This is a genomic window from Streptomyces zaomyceticus, from assembly GCF_014656215.1.
GTDB lineage: Bacteria > Actinomycetota > Actinomycetes > Streptomycetales > Streptomycetaceae > Streptomyces > Streptomyces zaomyceticus.
The window spans coordinates 72,724-87,536 of sequence record NZ_BNBZ01000007.1 but is presented as its reverse complement, the minus strand read 5'-3'; the positions used below and the strand labels follow the sequence as shown (position 1 = coordinate 87,536).

At 69.7% G+C, this 14,813-nt stretch carries 18 protein-coding genes; 6 read left to right on the top strand and 12 right to left on the bottom strand.

The window, feature by feature from the left end; genetic code table 11:
* Positions 1-90: 90 nt before the first annotated feature.
* The 5 genes from IE311_RS12195 to IE311_RS12175 all read right to left on the bottom strand — a co-directional run bounded on the left by IE311_RS12195 (position 91) and on the right by IE311_RS12175 (position 4,866).
* The gene (locus IE311_RS12195; protein WP_189831640.1) at positions 91-1,014 is read right to left on the bottom strand and encodes a phage distal tail protein; all 924 of its coding nucleotides are present in this window, start codon (positions 1,012-1,014) and stop codon (positions 91-93) included.
* 105 nt (positions 1,015-1,119) lie between these two features.
* Positions 1,120-2,373, bottom strand: a complete 1,254-nt coding sequence (locus IE311_RS12190) for a phage tail tape measure protein (protein ID WP_189831639.1) — start codon at positions 2,371-2,373, stop codon at positions 1,120-1,122.
* On the bottom strand, positions 2,370-3,578 hold the full coding sequence (locus IE311_RS12185) for a phage tail protein (protein ID WP_189831638.1): 1,209 nt from the start codon (positions 3,576-3,578) through the stop codon (positions 2,370-2,372). Before IE311_RS12185 ends, IE311_RS12190 begins: the two co-directional genes overlap by 4 nt.
* A 29-nt stretch (positions 3,579-3,607) precedes the next feature.
* Positions 3,608-4,561: a hypothetical protein gene (locus tag IE311_RS12180; protein WP_189831637.1), complete on the bottom strand. Its 954-nt coding sequence runs from the start codon at positions 4,559-4,561 to the stop codon at positions 3,608-3,610.
* A 92-nt stretch (positions 4,562-4,653) separates the two neighbouring features.
* Positions 4,654-4,866: a hypothetical protein gene (locus IE311_RS12175; RefSeq protein WP_189831636.1), complete on the bottom strand. Its 213-nt coding sequence runs from the start codon at positions 4,864-4,866 to the stop codon at positions 4,654-4,656.
* 301 nt (positions 4,867-5,167) lie between these two features.
* On the opposite strand from IE311_RS12175, the gene IE311_RS12170 reads away from it, so the two are divergent.
* Complete coding sequence (locus IE311_RS12170; protein ID WP_189831635.1) at positions 5,168-5,965, top strand: hypothetical protein; 798 nt, start codon at positions 5,168-5,170, stop codon at positions 5,963-5,965.
* 36 nt (positions 5,966-6,001) lie between these two features.
* Here IE311_RS12170 and IE311_RS12165 read toward each other — a convergent pair whose 3' ends face one another.
* The 4 genes from IE311_RS12165 to IE311_RS12150 form a co-directional block, all read right to left on the bottom strand.
* On the bottom strand, positions 6,002-6,307 hold the full coding sequence (locus tag IE311_RS12165) for a hypothetical protein (protein WP_373313832.1): 306 nt from the start codon (positions 6,305-6,307) through the stop codon (positions 6,002-6,004).
* A gap of 110 nt (positions 6,308-6,417) precedes the next feature.
* Entirely contained in the window at positions 6,418-6,708 is a 291-nt protein-coding gene (locus IE311_RS12160) for a hypothetical protein (RefSeq protein WP_189831634.1), read from the bottom strand.
* Between the two features lie 88 nt (positions 6,709-6,796).
* Positions 6,797-7,408, bottom strand: a complete 612-nt coding sequence (locus tag IE311_RS12155) for a phage tail tube protein (protein ID WP_189831633.1) — start codon at positions 7,406-7,408, stop codon at positions 6,797-6,799.
* 136 nt (positions 7,409-7,544) lie between these two features.
* Positions 7,545-7,955 carry a hypothetical protein gene (locus IE311_RS12150; protein ID WP_189831632.1) on the bottom strand — a complete coding sequence of 137 codons (411 nt, stop codon included), beginning with the start codon at positions 7,953-7,955 and terminating at the stop codon, positions 7,545-7,547.
* A 305-nt stretch (positions 7,956-8,260) separates the two neighbouring features.
* Between IE311_RS12150 and IE311_RS12145 the strand changes: the two genes are divergently transcribed.
* Positions 8,261-9,091 carry an ATP-grasp domain-containing protein gene (locus tag IE311_RS12145; protein ID WP_189831631.1) on the top strand — a complete coding sequence of 277 codons (831 nt, stop codon included), beginning with the start codon at positions 8,261-8,263 and terminating at the stop codon, positions 9,089-9,091.
* A 68-nt stretch (positions 9,092-9,159) separates the two neighbouring features.
* Here the strand turns inward: IE311_RS12145 and IE311_RS12140 are convergent, their stop codons facing one another.
* Genes IE311_RS12140 through IE311_RS12130 form a run of 3 tightly spaced genes read right to left on the bottom strand, consistent with a single transcriptional unit; the run spans position 9,160 to position 10,518 of the window.
* On the bottom strand, positions 9,160-9,363 hold the full coding sequence (locus tag IE311_RS12140; RefSeq protein ID WP_189831630.1) for a MerR family transcriptional regulator: 204 nt from the start codon (positions 9,361-9,363) through the stop codon (positions 9,160-9,162).
* Entirely contained in the window at positions 9,357-10,226 is an 870-nt protein-coding gene (locus IE311_RS12135; protein ID WP_373313831.1) for a hypothetical protein, read from the bottom strand. The genes IE311_RS12140 and IE311_RS12135 overlap by 7 nt, the downstream gene beginning before the upstream one ends.
* Positions 10,219-10,518, bottom strand: coding sequence for a WhiB family transcriptional regulator (locus tag IE311_RS12130; RefSeq protein WP_229901869.1), 300 nt, complete (start codon positions 10,516-10,518; stop codon positions 10,219-10,221). Before IE311_RS12130 ends, IE311_RS12135 begins: the two co-directional genes overlap by 8 nt.
* Positions 10,519-10,750: 232 nt before the next feature.
* Here IE311_RS12130 and IE311_RS12125 point away from each other — a divergent pair, with 232 nt between their 5' ends.
* The 4 genes from IE311_RS12125 to fusA all read left to right on the top strand — a co-directional run bounded on the left by IE311_RS12125 (position 10,751) and on the right by fusA (position 14,724).
* A complete protein-coding gene (locus IE311_RS12125; protein WP_189831629.1) occupies positions 10,751-11,200 on the top strand; it encodes a helix-turn-helix domain-containing protein in 450 nt (149 codons plus the stop codon).
* Positions 11,201-11,710: 510 nt separating this feature from the next.
* Positions 11,711-12,082: a 30S ribosomal protein S12 gene (gene rpsL, locus IE311_RS12120; RefSeq protein ID WP_003948652.1), complete on the top strand. Its 372-nt coding sequence runs from the start codon at positions 11,711-11,713 to the stop codon at positions 12,080-12,082.
* A gap of 2 nt (positions 12,083-12,084) precedes the next feature.
* Positions 12,085-12,555: a 30S ribosomal protein S7 gene (gene rpsG, locus IE311_RS12115; RefSeq protein ID WP_015035567.1), complete on the top strand. Its 471-nt coding sequence runs from the start codon at positions 12,085-12,087 to the stop codon at positions 12,553-12,555.
* Between the two features lie 39 nt (positions 12,556-12,594).
* On the top strand, positions 12,595-14,724 hold the full coding sequence (gene fusA, locus IE311_RS12110) for an elongation factor G (protein WP_189831628.1): 2,130 nt from the start codon (positions 12,595-12,597) through the stop codon (positions 14,722-14,724).
* Positions 14,725-14,813: the final 89 nt, after the last annotated feature.

The window sequence follows — 14,813 nt, the reverse complement described above, 5'->3', positions numbered from 1 at the left end:
TCTGGGCGGGGTGGTCGGTGGGGAGGGACCGCCGCCCGCCGGTGCCCGGGGGCGACCGGCGGACGGCGGCGGACGCTCGGCGCGTCCTGGTCACCACTCGGCGCTGCGCCAGCGCACGGTCATCAGCGAATCCGCGGTGCCCTCTTCGGGCCGGAAGGACAGGTCGGTCCGACCGGGGTCGAGCACGAACAGCTCTTCCGGGGTGGAGTCGGCCATCGCGGTGTGCAGGCGGGAGGCGGAGTTGTTGAGCATGACCGTGCCCGCGCGCGTGTCGATGGTCAGTTCGTCGCCGGCGGTCAGGTCGATGGCGTACCGCAGCCGGCGCCTGCTGACCCGTTCGGTGACGGTCGGCATGGAGCACGGGCCGCGGAAGACGATGACCGGGTGGACCGGGGCCGAACCGGTGTTCTCGACGACGGCGTCACCGGTGCTCTTGGCCTGGCCCCACTTCAGCGGCCAGGTCAGCGGCCACGTGAGTCCCGACTCCGGCTGCGGGGGGCTGGTCGTGGCGATCTGCTCGTTGACGACGTACCGGCGGGGGTCGGCGGCCAGCCACTGGACCGACATGCGGGAGCTGCCCTGGGTGGCGAAGCCCTGGTCCGCGGGGACCACCCGCTGGGCGATCCGGGCGCGGACGGTGAGCAGCTCGCCGTGCAGCCGGACGGTGAGCCACCGCTCCTCGTCGAGGAGGGCGAGCGACTGTCGCAGGGCGCGGACGGCCCCGGCGGTGCCGCCGTACTCCGGCATCAGCACGATCGTGCCGCCGACCTTGCGCGGCTTGGCGTACCGGGAGCCCGGCCAGGCGCCGTGGGAGGTGGGACGGTCGGCGTCGGAGGAGTCGTACTCGGGCAGGTCCTCCCAGCCCGACAGACCGGACTTGTCGACGGCGAAGGGGGTGCCGGGGCCCATGAGGAGTCCGGCCCACTGCATCTGCCCGTCCTGGGTGATGAGCGAGCCGGGCGCGAGGTCGGCGATGTAGGAGTTTCCGGCGAACGGGGTCGTGGTCTCGGCCATGGGGCCGTCACCTCACTTGGGATGGGGTCAGCGGTGGGCGGACGGGCGCGGGTTGAGGCGCGGGCCGGCCCGTGGACGGGGCGGCGGCGGGGCCGGGCCCGCGCGTCAGCGGGCGGCGGTCGCGAGGAAGAGCAGGTCCTCGGCGGTCGACCGCGGACCGGCCCCGGGCTCCTCGTGGAAGTCCCGGACGCGGTGCGGCTTCGGGAGCGGCTCGGTGAGGGCGGGGACGCGACGGTTCTCCAGCTGGGAGAGCGAGTCGATGCGGTAGTCGTCCGCGTTGCCGGGGGAGACGATGCCGCCCTCGGCGAGCATCGGCAGCTTGTCGAGCTCGACGCCGAACTTCTTGCCGGTGAAGGGGATTTCGAAGCTGAGCTTGTTGAGCCCGTCGATGATCCAGTTGGCGAAGGCGATGAGACCGTTGATCGGTCCCTTGACGACGCCGATCACGGCGCTCAGGGCGCCCTTGACCAGGTCGCCGATGCCGCGCAGCGCCTTGCTCACCGCGTCCTTTGCGGTCCGGAAGAAGCCGGGGATCTTGTCGGTGATCCAGTCGACGACCGGCCGTACGGCGCTCTTGATGCCGCCGATGGTGCGGGAGGCGATGCCGCTCAGCGCGTTCGAGGCGGAACGGACGGCGGAACCGATCCTGGAGATGCCGTCGATGGCCGCTCCGACGACCTTGAGGCCGGTCTTGAAGACGGTCAGGTACGCCTTGAAGTACCTGCCCACGGCCTCGCCCAGGAGCTTCATGAACGGCTGGATGAACTTCCAGACCGCCTGGAAGCCCTTCAGCGCCTGCTGGAAGACCTGCTTCATGATCCGCCGGCCGGTCTCGGAGTTGAGGGCCAGCTCGATGAGGTACGCCGCGATGGGCACGATCAGGCCGACGACGAAGCCGAGCGGGTTGGCCCGCATGGCGACGTTGATGCCTGTCATGGCGATGGAGGCGACGGTCATGACGGTGCCGAAGGTGCCCATCAGGCCGGAGATGACGTCCGTGACGGGCAGCAGCGGCAGGAGGATGCCGAGGACGATTCCCGCCCCGGTGCCGATCCTGCGGGCGGCGGTGCGGGCCTTGCCGGCGGCGGTGCCGATCCGCTTGACCCCGGCGGGGGCGGTGGACCGCTTGATCCTGGTGACGGCGCCGGCGGCGCCGGAGGCGTGCTGACCGAGGGCGCGCAGGGGGGTGCCGGCGGTGCGGGCGGCGGTGGCGAGGGCGTCGATGCCGCCGGCCGCCCCTTGGACGCGCTGCCGCAGGTTCTTCAGCGAGCCGGCCGTTCCGCCGAGTCCCTGCCGCAGGTTGCTCATCGGCGCGACGACCACGCGGAACCTCGGCATGGCGACGAGCGCGGCACTCATGCGCGTGCTCCACGCGCCTTCACGAGGTACATGAGCGCACTGGCGGTCGCGTGCGGGTCACTGTTCCGGGCGGCGTGGTAGTGCTCGATGTGCAGCCCGGGGCCGGCGGCCGCGCCCTGGCCGCCCTGGGACATGCGGGCGCGCCGCGCGGTCTGGGCGAGCAGCCGGTCCAGCTTGGAGAGCGGGAGGACGGCCTCGGCCTCGCCGGCCTCGGCGAGGATCGCCGGGACACCGCCCGTGCGGGGCATGACGACACCACCGGTGGCGAGCATGGGGATGGTCGGGATGTTCACGCCGAAGGTCTTGCCGCCGACGACCGGAACCCAGCCGGGGACGCTGACCTTGACGCGGTTGAGGCTGCCGATCATCGAGTTGATGAGGCCGATGACTGCGTTGATGGGGCCCTTCACGCCGCTCTTGATGCCGTCGAACGCCCGGGACGCGATGTCCTTGAGGCCGTTCCACACCGACGACATCTTGTCCTTGACGGCGGTGAACGCCTTCGGGATCGCCGACTTGATCCAGTCGACGACCGGCACGATGACGGCCTTGATGCCCTTCCAGACCGCTCCGATGACCGTCTTGATCGCGTTCATCACCGTGGTGATGACCGTCTTCCAGATCTTCACGTAGGTCTTGATGACGGTGGCGACGGCCTTGACGACGGTGGAGACGGCCTTCTTGATGCCGTTCCAGACCGTCTTGATCAGGTCGCCGGCCTTCTTCATGATCGGCCCGATGGCCTTCATGACGGAGCTGATGACGCTCTTGACGGCGCTGAAGGCCTTCTTCAGGACCGTCTGCATGGTCTTCGAGCGAAGCGCCATGTCGACGATCGCCTCGATGAGCGGCATGAAGAGTTCGAGCAGGCGGACCAGGAAGTTGCCCTTCATGGACCGGTTGAGCTTGTCCTGGCCCTTGGCGGCCTTGCCGGCGCCGGACTCGTACTTGCCGAGCTTGCCGCCGGCCGACTGGGCGGTGTCGCCGGCCTTCTTCATGGCGCGCTCGGCCTGCTCGGAGGCGGTCTTGAGGTTCTTGAGCTGGGTGGTGGAGCCCTGGGCGTTGGTGCGGAGTGTCTTGAGCTGGCCCGAGGCCGACTTGCCGGCGTCGCCGATCTTCTTGACCGAGGTGCCGGCGCCGGATGCCTGGGTCTTGAGGGCGCGCAGGGAGTCGGACGACTTCTTGAGGGAACTGGCGAGAGACATGGGTTACCTCCTTTCGGGGTGGGTGGGGGTCAGGCGAGGGCCCTGGTGACGAGGACGGTCTCGTCCTTGAGCCTCTGGAACGAGGCCTTCAGCTCGTCGACGGTCCTGCCGAGGTTTCGGGTCTCGGTTCGGGTCGTCTGGAGGTCCTGGGGGATCTTGCCGGGCTTGAAGTCCTCCATGGCCCTCTTGAGCTCGTCGGCCTGCGTGGCCATCGCCCCGACGTCGGAGATGGTGATCCTGTCGAGAGCGTCGGCGATGGCCTCGATCCCCTGGGCCGACTTCTTGATCGCGCGAGCCGACGGCATCTTGTTGAACTTGGTGCGGAACCCCCCGGCCTTGCGATTGAAGATCGTGATCTTCTCGGTCAGCTTCTCGAGTTCCTCGCGGACGCCGCGGAGGCTGTCCTCGGACGGGATGGCGCTGATTCCGCCGCCGTTGAAGACCCTGGTCTCACGGTCGTTGATGGCCTGGAGGTCCTGTCGGCTCCAGGTGCCGGCCTCGTTGCGGGCGTATGCCTGTCCGCCGAAGACCTTCGACTGGAGAAAACGGGACCAGTCGGTGAACTTGGAGACCAGGAGGAGGCCGATGGCCGGGATGGCGAGGCCTATGAAGGCGGCGATGAAGTAGGTCCACCAGTTGTCCTTCCCCTCGTAGATCTTCTCGACGCCGGCCGCCACGCCGTCGAGGCCCGCGGCCTCGAGCCATTCCGTCAGAGGGGCCTTCACGACCTCCTCGTGGATGTCGGTGATCTCCTTGATGAACGGCGCCGCGTTCTCCTCCGTGAGGATCTTGGGCGGGTCGCCGACGAGGGATTTCTTGAGCTTGGAGACCATGGATGAGCCGTCGACGAAGGGGGTCTTCTCCTTCGCCTCCTCGTCATCGGTCGGGTTGGGGACCTTGTGGGAGACCTTCGAGTCGGCCGTGAGGAGGACGCCCGTGAGGTCGGAGATCTCTTTGGAGAGGTCGTCGATGGTCTTTGCCATGAGTTGCTCCGCTTCCGGCCGGTGACGGCCAAGCGCCGAAAAGCCCCTGCCGGTTTCGGCAAGGGCTTGTTCGTCTGGGGCAGCGGGTGGGGCTAGGCGTCCTCGTCCCGGCGGGGGCCGCGGCGCACGGTCGCGAGCGCGTCGTTCCAGCCCGCCGCGTACGCGACGGTCTCGCAGCGGGAGACCTCGGCGTACAGGCTGCCGAGCAACGCTCTCTTGTCGAGGGCGACGGGTCCGTCGAGGAGCTGGCGGAGGCGGTCCTGGAGCGGGATGTGCGGTCGCGATGCCTCGGCCTGCTGAGTCATGGACGCCTGCCTTCCGGTTGCTTGCCCGTGCGTGTGTGGCGGCGCCGCGGAGTGAGGAGCGGGGGCACCACGTGTTCGAACTGTTGTGCGAACAGAGTGTGGAACACTTGTTCGGTGTTTGTCGAGCGGGAAACGTCTGACGGTGTGTCTTTTGGCTTGTTCCCCGAACGGGTTGGCGGCTGAACGGGGTTCTGTTCGACCGGGTAACCTGGAAGACGCTCTCCGGATCGGACCACCTCGGGGCGCGGGGGGCGCGAGGGGCGCGCGGGGACCCCAGGGGGCTGGAAGGCAGTACTGACGCATGGAAACGGAGTCGGGAACCAACCGTCGGGAGAGGGTCGTCGACTGGCTTGCCTCCCACCCCGATCTGCCTCACCTTTTCGCACGTCTCTCCGAACTCGTCCTGGTCCACGGGTACGCCACCGAGGACCTCGTCGTGCTGCCCAGGGCCGAGGTCGACCGCCGGGAGACCGCCGCGTTCACCGCCGGCTGGGCCGAGGCCGTGTCGGAGGAACTCCCGCGTATACGACGGGAGTACGAGAAGCGTGTCGCCGACGCCTACACCCAGGGGCAGGGTGACGCGCGGGGAGTCCGCCGCCCCGAGCGGCGCGTCGACAACGGACGGGACGGTGCCCGGGTCATCGCACTGCCCTTCGCCCGGCTCCTCGAACCGCCGGCCGCCGTCGTCGAGGCCGAGGAGAGGGTGCGGCGGGAACGCGAGCTGTTCGAACAGCGGACCGGAGTCGAACGGGACCGGGAGGCCGAGCCCGAGCACCACAGGGAGCCCGAGCCCGCGCAGCAGACCGGGACGGCTCCGGACGCGGAGCCGGACGTCCTCGTCAGCGCCCAGGAGAGCCGTACCCGCAGGAACGCCCAGCCGGTACGCAAGGTCGTCCGCGGCAAGGGGGGCCGCCCGATCGTGCCACCCCTCGGTGTGCCCGCCCAGTCCGCGTCCGGCGGCGAACGCCGGGGAGCCGAGTCCGCCGGCCCGGAATCGCGCGCGGGCAAGGGGCGCCGGCTCTCCGACCGGGCCAGGGCGCTGGAGGAGGACCTGACCTCCGAGCGAGCACAGGAAGCGCCCCCGGAGTCCGCTCCCTGACGGGAGAGGAGTCCGGGGGCCGGGGGCGGGACGGCTTCAGCCGAAGAACCGGGCGAGTTGTCCCGGGGAGACCTCGGGGGTCTCCGCCCCGGGGGAGCGCTCGCCCGGGACCTCGGTCTCCTCGTCCTCGTCCTGGGAGCCGGGACGGGGAACGGGCTGGGGCGGATCGGGCTGGTCGCCGTCCTCGGACGCGTTGACGCACTGGAACATCCAGTTCGCGACAGCCAGATGGTCCACCGTGGCCGCGAGCAGATGGTCGGTGATCGACCACTCCGCGGTCTCGCCGTGGAGCTCGCGCTGAAGGGCGCTGTCCCGCGGCAGATGCTTGATCAGTGCCAGCACCCGCCGGCTGGACAGTTCTCCGCGGTGCCAGTCGAGGAGATCGAGTCCGTAGTGACGGATGAAGTCGGCCTCAAGGGCCTCGGCGTGTTCTTCGATGAACGCGACGAGGCTCAGTCTTCCCCCAGGCCGAGCCCGGTCTCCTTGCCGTAGGCCTCCAGGATGGCGGCGATGTCCTGCATGGTGACGTCGTGCTGTTCGAACCGGCTGAACTGCTCCTCACCCATCAGGAGCGCGAGCAGGCCGTCCACGTCGTTGTCGTCGAGCTTGCGCAGGCCCTTGGCGGTGGCGCGGCTCAGCTCCGTCGGAAGGGTGTAGGACTCGCCGTCCAGCTCGAAGGACCACTTGCGGCCGTGGGCCTCCTGTCGCTGGGCGCGGGCGGCGTTGACGTCGAAACGGGCCATGGTGATGCGTACTCCTTGTTCGGGTGAAGAGAGGAGGAGAGGGCGGGGCGGGACGGCGGTCGGCCGTCCCGCCCCGGGTGGAGCGGGATCAGACGGTGGCGCCGTACTGGCCGTCCTTCATGAGGAAGGTCGCCAGCGGCTTGCCGTCGCCCTGCGACATGGCCGTGAAGGTCACGCCCAGCTGGGACGCGGCCTTGCGGGCCAGCTTGATGTCGTCGGACGCGGTGACCTGGCCGCGCGGGATGATGAAGCGGTAGGTGACCGCGGTGGTGCCACCGGCCTTGACGTCGGTGAACTCCAGGCCGAGGGCGCGGACGTCCGCGAACGGACGCTCGGCGATCTCGTACTTGTAGGTCTCCGTGGACGTGGCCGGATCGGCCTCGACCTTGCCGCCGCCCATGAAGAAGGGCAGCGTCAGCTCGTTGAACTGGAGCATGGAGAACTTCAGCGAGAGGTCACGGCTGGAGTAGATGAAGTGCACCGGGGAGACCGACTGCCACGAGTCGATCGGCTCCAGCTTGTCCTTCTTGGCGAAGGTCACGCCGTCGCCGGTCGTGAAGCCGAGGTCCTTCCAGCCCGCACCGGTCCAGTCGGCGGCGGCGTCGGCGCCGAAGGTGGTCGGGGCGGCGGAGCCGGCGGCGGCCACGTAGAGCTTGCCGGTGCCGGCGACGCGGATCTCGGCCGAGTTGTTTCCTGCCATGGTGGATCTCTCCTTGTGATGGGGTGAGGGCGCCGCCCCGGCGTGGGATCCGGGTACGGCAAAGGCCCCGCCGGACGGCGGGGCCTGGTCTGTGGGTGAGCGGTGCTTCGAGCGGCGGTGCGCGGGAGCGCAGGGCTCAGAAGACGCTCAGGGAGAGGCGGATGACGCAGAGGTAGCGGTTGGCGCCCCGGTAGAGGTAGTCGGGCAGCCAGCGCGGTCCGTCCTGCTCCTCGACGTCGTGGACGACGTTGTTGGCGCCGATCTGCTTGCCGATGGTGGCGAGCAGGGCGCGGCGGGCGCCGTTGGCGAGGACGTGGGCGGCGTTCTTCGTCGGCCCGTACACCTCGAACTCGATCAGCGGCATGTCGACGTGCAGGTCGCCGATCCAGGCGCCGCCGCGGCGGTTGACCAGGACGGCCGCCTGGGTGCCGTCGAAGCCGGCCGGCGCGTTCACCGCGATGGTCGCGCCGGCCAGGGCGGGATCGGCCTTGAGGACGTCGACGACCAGCTTCTCGACGTCCGGGAACGCACTCGGGGGAGTGGTCATGACGGGTTCTCCTCGGAGAGGGGTACGGGACGGGGCGCCGCCCGGGGGCTCCCGCGGGAGGGGGCGGGGCGCGGAGCCACGCCCGGACGGCGAACGGCGAAGCCGCCGCCCTTCGTTCGGGCGCAGCTCCGCCGCTGCACCAACTGTGACAGAGAGCGTGCGCGCACGCAACTAGTTCTGGACGCTCCTCCGCGCTCCTTCCGTACGGGCCTCCCGGACGGCTGCCCGCCCGTCCTCCCGCATCGGCCCACGGGCCCCGGACGGGCACCCGATAAATTGGCCGCCACCGACCGAGGAGCCGCCCCGTGACCGCCCGCCCCAGCCTTCTCTACGTCACCGACCTCGCCTACCCGGCCCGCGGACGGCGCTACTGCGACGAGGACATCCACCTCACCGCCCGGCTGCGCGAGAACTTCGACCTGGCGCTCTGCCACCCGCTCGACGCCGCCGCCCTCATGGACGGCTTCGACGCCGTCGTCGTACGGAACAGCGGTCCGGTCCTCGGCTACCAGAAGGAGTACGACGCCTTCCGCGAGCGCGCCCTGGCCCGCGGCACCCGCGTCTACAACCCGCTCCACGGACGCGGCGACATGGCCGGCAAGCAGTACCTCCTGGACCTGACGGCCGCCGCGTACCCCGTCATCCCCACCGTCGACCGGCCCGAGGACCTCCACCTGCTCCCCGACGCGGCCGGCTACGCGGTCAAGCCCAAGGCCGGGGCCGACTCCATAGGCCTGGTCTTCCTGCCCCGCGAGGAACTCACCGGCCTCGGCCTCGAACACGGCGAACTCCTCGTCCAGCCGCGCGTCGACTTCCGCTACGAGGTCTCCTTCTACTACGTCGACGACCTCTTCCAGTACGCCCTGTACGCCCCCGACCCCGAGCGGCGCTGGGTCCTTGAGCCGTACGAACCCACCGAGGACGACCTCGCCTTCGCCCGCCGCTTCGTCGACTGGAACACCCTCGACCACGGCATCCAGCGCGTGGACGCCTGCCGTGCCCCAGGCGGCGAGCTGCTCCTCGTCGAACTGGAGGACCTCAACCCCTATCTCTCCCTGGACCGTGTGCCCGAGGAGGCCCGCGACCGCTTCGTCGCCGCCTTCACGGACTCGCTCCACCGCTTCCTGGCGGCATGAGAAAGCGCCCCGCGTCCGGAAGGACGCGGGGCGCTGGGCGTACGGGTGCGTACGGGTGCGAACGGGGGTCAGGCGGTACGGGCACGGCGGCGCGCGGTGCGCTCGGCGGCGAAGACGTCCTCCAGGCGGAAGAGCTGCGCCCGGCCCGCCTTGCCCGCGGCCCGCAGATGACCGAGCTGGACCCACTTGCGGATGGTGGCGGGGGCGACGCCCGCCTCCTCGGCGGCCAGCGGTCCCGGAATCAGGGCCGGCAGGGCGATCGAGCTCAGCACGGGGTCTCCTCGGTGTCGTTCGTCGTCGTGTCCGTGGACGGGGCCGCCGGTGTGTTCGCCGGCGTGTCCGTCGCGTCCATCGCCGCCTCGATCTCCTCGGTGCGGGCTCCCGAGGCGGCCGCGAGCTCCGCCCACTCCCGCTCCGGCCACAGATGCCGGTAGGCGGGATCGTCCTGGCAGCCGCACATTCCGTCCGCGCACACACAGGCCGGGTTCACACAGAGCACCGCGCGCCGGTCGGGGAACGCCCGCAGCGACACCGAGTCGCACCAGGGGCAGCGGCCCGCCACCCGGACGACCGTCTCCGAGTCGCCGAGGGTCCGGGCGCACCGCCGTGCCATCCGGCGGATCTCGTCCCGTACGTGCCGGGCCAGGTCGGGTTCGGAGGCGATGGCGTCGAGCAGCCCCACGATCCGGCGGAGCCGGTCGATCACTCCGGCGCGGGGCGGCCGGGGCAGCGCGAGCCGGGCGCACACCGCCTCCTCCAGCTCCACCACCCCGTCGGTGATGTCACGGATGGCGTCGGAGACGTGCAGCCGGATCGGGGCGGCGCCGTGGCCGGGGACGGCGAGACCGTGCCGCTGCTGGAGGAGCAGGGCCTCGCGGCGCTCCTCGCGGATCTGCTCGTCGCGGGCCGCGGGGGAAAGGGTCGGGGCGCTCCCGGCGGGGCCGCGGCGGCCGGGCGCGAGCTCCTCGGCGAGCTCGGGGAACTGGCGTACGAGCGACGTGGTCCAGAGCGCGATGTCACGCAGCACCGGCTCGACGCCGGCGGCGGGGCGGTCGGCGACGGTGCGGTCGGTCCGGGCGACGCAGGCGGCGGGGCGGTCGGGCCGGTCGGTGGTCCGGGCGGTGCGGTCAGCCACGGCGGCCGCTCCGGGCGAGCGTCGGGGCGAGGGCGACCGCCTTGGCCACGCGCGCGGCGTCCGCCGGGCGTCCGTTGCGCCACAGTCGGCCGGCGCAGACGCCGTCGAAGTAGCTCTCGGCCGGGGCCACCGCGCTCTCGCACTGACGGCGGACGGGGCAGTCGGCGCAGGCGCGCAGCGCCGGGGCCGCCTCCTTGGCGCGGCGGGCGAAGACGACGGACGGGGAGAGGCCGGCGCACGCGGCGGCGGCCTGCCAGGGGGTGGGGTCGATCGGGAACAAGAGGTTCTCCACGGTCCGGGGCCTCCGGGGCTCCGTGGGGCCGGTGGGGCCATTGGGGCTCAGGGGGCCGACGAGTGCGGCGGCGAGCCAGACTTACATGTTGCGTGCGGGCGCGCAACATATTTCGGAGGTACCTCCCGGGCGCCTTCACTGATTCGACACGTTGCGTACCCGAAACCAAGTAATTCTGTGCGCGCAAGCACGCTAGAGTTGAAGCCTGGAGGAGTGGAGTGAGGAGCTGTACATGACCACTCGTGGGCTGGACGAGTTCGCAGGCTGGGTCGAAGGCCTGATGCGACAGCGCGGCTACGACATCGACAGCCCGCGCGGCGGCGGCAAGTCCCGGATCGCGGACGAGGCCGGGGTGCATCGCGCGGCCGTGACGCGCCTGCTGCAGCGGCAGAGCATGCCCGACCTGGAGACCATGCGCAGGATCGCCCCGCTGCTGGGCGTCTCGGTCCGCGACATGCTGATCCGGTCCGGCCGGGTGACTCCCGAGGAGCTCCCGATGGCGGCGGATCTGCTGCCGCCGAGCGACTGGCAGCCCTCGATGGAGGACTTCGCCCGCTGGCTCGGGGTGCCCGACGAGCGCATGGGCGTCTTCGTGAAGGTCGTGAACCAGTTCCTGGAGCCGGACACGGAGGCGGAGCAGCCCGCCGGGGCGCCGGAACCCCGCCGTACCGCCCGGGACTGACCGCCGGGAGGCGGCCCCCCGGGGCCGGCCGCGGCACGGTCCGACGTCGCTCGCCGCGCGGCCGGAACGGGCGTCGGCCCGGACCGGCATCGGCCGCCGCGCGGAACGGAATTGACCGGTCCGCGGCCCGTGCCGGACACCGGGCGATCCCTCGCCGCTCGGCCGCGCGCCCCGGGACCGCGCGGCGCCCCGGCCCGGGGCCGGGTGGATCTTGAACCCGGCCCCCGCCCCGATCCCGCCCGGTCCCGGCCTCCCGAGGTCGGGGCCACGTGCGCGTGGGCATTTGTTTTGACCGGAGTCCATGCGATAGGTACGCTCAAGCCTTGTGCCTGGGGTGTGCCTGGGCTCGCGTGCGTGTCCTCAACCGCAAGGCGAGTCATATATCGGCCACCGTGATCCGAGCTCTCTCCGCTCTGCGGAGAGGTGCACGAGATTCGACACACCCGACCGCGTGGGTCGGCGAATGTTCCAGGTTAGTTTCACCGACGGCACACAGAAACCGGAGAAGTAGTGCCTACGATCCAGCAGCTGGTCCGGAAGGGCCGGCAGGACAAGGTCGAGAAGAACAAGACGCCCGCACTCGAGGGTTCCCCTCAGCGTCGCGGCGTCTGCACGCGTGTGTTCACGACCACCCCGAAGAAGCCGAACTCGGCCCTCCGTAAGGTCGCGCGTGTGCGTCTGACCTCGGGCATCGAGGTCACGGCCTACATCCCGGGTGAGGGTCACAACCTGCAGGAGCACTCGATCGTGCTCGTGCGCGGTGGCCGTGTGAAGGACCTGCCGGGTGTTCGCTACAAGATCATCCGCGGTTCCCTCGACACGCAGGGCGTCAAGAACCGTAAGCAGGCTCGCAGCCGCTACGGCGCCAAGAAGGAGAAGTAAGAATGCCTCGTAAGGGCCCCGCCCCGAAGCGCCCGGTCATCATCGACCCGGTCTACAGCTCTCCTCTTGTCACCTCGCTGATCAACAAGATCCTGCTGGACGGCAAGCGTTCCACCGCCGAGCGCATCGTGTACGGCGCCATGGAGGGTCTTCGTGAGAAGACCGGCCAGGACCCGGTCATCACGCTGAAGCGCGCTCTCGAGAACGTCAAGCCGGCCCTCGAGGTCAAGTCCCGCCGTGTCGGTGGCGCCACCTACCAGGTGCCGATCGAGGTCAAGCCGGGCCGCGCGTCCACGCTGGCCCTCCGCTGGCTCGTCGGTTACTCCCGCGCCCGTCGCGAGAAGACCATGACCGAGCGCCTCATGAACGAGCTCCTCGACGCCTCGAACGGCCTCGGAGCTGCGGTCAAGAAGCGCGAGGACACGCACAAGATGGCCGAGTCCAACAAGGCCTTCGCGCACTACCGCTGGTAGTCGCAACCCACATCGAGACCGAGAGAAGACTGAGCCGATATGGCTACCACTTCGCTTGACCTTGCCAAGGTGCGCAACATCGGCATCATGGCTCACATCGACGCGGGCAAGACGACCACCACCGAGCGGATCCTGTTCTACACCGGTGTCTCGTACAAGATCGGTGAAGTCCACGACGGCGCTGCCACGATGGACTGGATGGAGCAGGAGCAGGAGCGCGGCATCACGATCACGTCTGCCGCGACGACCTGCCACTGGCCGCTCGAGAATGTCGATCACACGATCAACATCATCGACACGCCGGGTCACGTCGACTTCACCGTCGAGGTGGAGCGTTCGCTGCGCGTGCTCGACGGTGCTGTCACCGTGTTCGACGGTGTGGCCGGCGTCGAGCCCCAGTCCGAGACTGTCTGGCGTCAGGCGGACCGCTACGGCGTTCCGCGTATCTGCTTCGTCAACAAGCTCGACCGTACGGGCGCCGAGTTCCTTCGTTGCGTCGACATGATCGTGGACCGCCTCGGCGCCGTCCCGATCGTCATGCAGCTCCCCATCGGGTCCGAGATGGACTTCCAGGGTGTTGTCGACCTCGTCCGCATGAAGGCTCTCGTCTGGTCCGCCGAGGCCAGCAAGGGCGAGATGTACGACGTCGTCGACATCCCGGCCTCGCACACCGAGCTCGCCGAGGAATGGCGCGCCAAGCTGGTCGAGACCGTCGCGGAGAACGACGAGGAGCTCATGGAGCTCTTCCTCGAGGGCGTCGAGCCCACCGAGGAGCAGCTGTACGCGGCTGTCCGTCGTATCACCATCGCTTCCGGCAAGGGCAACGGCGAGAAGACGGTCACCCCCGTCTTCTGTGGCACCGCGTTCAAGAACAAGGGCGTTCAGCCCCTGCTCGACGCTGTCGTCCGTTACCTGCCGTCGCCCCTGGACGTCGAGGCCATCGAGGGTCACGACGTGCGGGACGCCGAGGTCGTCGTCAAGCGCAAGCCGTCCGACGACGAGCCGCTGTCGGCGCTCGCGTTCAAGATCGCGAGCGACCCGCACCTCGGCAAGCTCACCTTCGTCCGGATCTACTCCGGTCGCCTGGAGGCCGGCACCGCGGTGCTGAACTCCGTCAAGGGCAAGAAGGAGCGCATCGGCAAGATCTACCGCATGCACGCGAACAAGCGTGAGGAGATCGACTCGGTGGGCGCCGGCGACATCGTCGCCGTCATGGGCCTCAAGCAGACCACCACCGGTGAGACGCTGTGCGACGACAAGAACCCGGTTGTCCTGGAGTCCATGGACTTCCCGGCGCCGGTCATTCAGGTCGCCATCGAGCCCAAGTCCAAGGGTGACCAGGAGAAGCTGGGTGTCGCCATCCAGCGTCTCGCGGAGGAGGACCCCTCCTTCCAGGTGCACTCGGACGAGGAGACCGGCCAGACCATCATCGGTGGTATGGGCGAGCTCCACCTCGACATCCTCGTCGACCGTATGCGTCGCGAGTTCAAGGTCGAGGCGAACGTCGGCAAGCCGCAGGTCGCGTACCGCGAGACGATCCGCAAGGCCGTCGAGCGCGTGGACTACACCCACAAGAAGCAGACCGGTGGTACCGGTCAGTTCGCCAAGGTGCAGATCGCGATCGAGCCCATCGAGGGCGGCGACGCCTCGTACGAGTTCGTGAACAAGGTCACCGGTGGCCGCATCCCGAAGGAGTACATCCCTTCGGTCGACGCGGGTGCGCAGGAGGCCATGCAGTTCGGCATCCTGGCCGGCTACGAGATGACTGGCGTCCGCGTCATCCTTCTCGACGGTGGCTACCACGAGGTCGACTCCTCCGAGCTCGCGTTCAAGATCGCCGGTTCGCAGGCCTTCAAGGAGGCCGCGCGGAAGGCTTCGCCGGTCATCCTCGAGCCCATGATGTCCGTCGAGGTCACCACGCCCGAGGACTACATGGGTGAGGTCATCGGCGACATCAACTCCCGCCGTGGTCAGATTCAGGCCATGGAGGAGCGCAGCGGCGCTCGCGTCGTGAAGGGCCTCGTGCCCCTTTCGGAGATGTTCGGCTACGTCGGCGACCTCCGCAGCAAGACCTCGGGTCGCGCAAGCTACTCGATGCAGTTCGACTCCTACGCCGAGGTTCCGCGGAACGTCGCCGAGGAGATCATCGCGAAGGCCAAGGGCGAGTAACTCTTCCGAGTTCACGCTTTAGGCTTGACACCAGTCGCCGGGGCTCAGCCCCCGAAACCCGAGGGATCGGGTCCCGGCGGATGGCATCC